Source organism: Ruminococcus sp. 5_1_39BFAA (assembly GCF_964240875.1).
Classification (GTDB): Bacteria; Bacillota; Clostridia; order Lachnospirales; family Lachnospiraceae; genus Blautia_A.
In genome coordinates, this window is sequence record NZ_CAXSVO010000089.1 from 1 (window position 1) to 1288 (window position 1288).

At 42.2% G+C, this 1288-nt stretch carries 1 protein-coding gene; it reads right to left on the reverse strand.

The window, feature by feature from the left end:
- Nucleotides 1-54: 54 nt before the first annotated feature.
- Nucleotides 55-1211 (reverse strand): IS3 family transposase gene (locus tag ACESZH_RS23895; protein ID WP_373219592.1). Its coding sequence is split into 2 segments (ribosomal slippage): nt 55-962 and nt 962-1211, totalling 1158 coding nucleotides; the frame shifts between segments, so codons are not numbered across the junction.
- Between the last annotated feature and the right edge of the window lie 77 nt (nt 1212-1288).

Here is a 1288-nt window from a genome sequence, read left to right on the forward strand (position 1 = left end):
TGTTGTGGTCAAGCATTTTTGTAACACTTGTGGCTAAAAAATATCGCTTACCGGTTACGCTGCCATCCGTGCCTCATATGGCGTTCGATAACCGTTGAAACTGTGCGGGCGTACATGATTATAGTCAACATATGAGAATTCTTCCACTTTTTGATAGAGCGCTTCTTCCGTTGCAAACTCATATAAATTCGTGCATTCGTTTTTTAGCGTGTTAAAGTATCGCTCCATCGGTGCATTGTCATAAGGATATCCTGCTTTGCTCATACTTTGCGTCACATGTACCGATTCACAGAATTCGACAAATGCTTTTGATGTATACTGTGAACCCTGATCAGAATGCAGAATCAGCCCGTCTTTGATGGCCGGTTGGGATTCCAGCGCTTTCTGGAGTGTCCGGATTGCAAGATCGCTTGTAATGTTGCGATCTGTAATACTGGCGATTACACTCCGGTCATGTAAATCTATAATTGTGCAGTTATAACGCACTTCATGATTTGCAAGGAACAGATATGTGAAATCCGTGCACCATTTCCTGTTGACCTCATCTGCCGTGAAATCCTGCTTAATCTTATTATCAAAGACTTTTTGCGGTTTTCCGTGTTTATATCCAGGTTTCCTGGGACGTACGATTGAGCGGAGTCCAAGCTCGGTATTCATATATTTATGAACAGTAGCGGTACTATAAAGATAACCTCTGCGCTCCAGATAGACTTTCATGCTCCGATATCCGTCAATTCCATTATGGGAGTGGTAGATTTCCTGAATCTGTGCCTGTACCTCTGATTTATGGGTATAATAATCCGCCTTCCGGTGTTTCCGGTAGTTATAGTATGCGTTTGGACAGATTCCCAGCCTGCGAAGAAGCCAGCGCAGACCAAACAGTTTATGATGTTCTTCAATAAATCGATAAGCCTCTAATCGATTTCCCTTGCAAAGAATGCCGCCGCTTTTTTTAAGAAAAGGTTCTCCTTTTTTGCTTCTTCCAGTTCCCTGCGCAGTCGGAGATTCTCTTTCATGAGTTCTGCTTCATTTGTGCTTTCTGAATCTGCGATGGCTTTGGCTTGGCATTCTTCACTGAATTCGCTGCACCACTTGGAAATGCTGGCTTTCGATACGCCGTATTCCGCAATAATGCTTTTGTAGGTGCGTCCCTCCTCCAAATGAAGACGGACAATTTTTTTCTTAAATTCAGGTGTGTAACTTTGTGGCATAATAAGTACCTCTTTCCTTTGCAATTTTAATTATATCTTATTAGCCACTTCTGTTACAACTTTAGTATAGCACTACA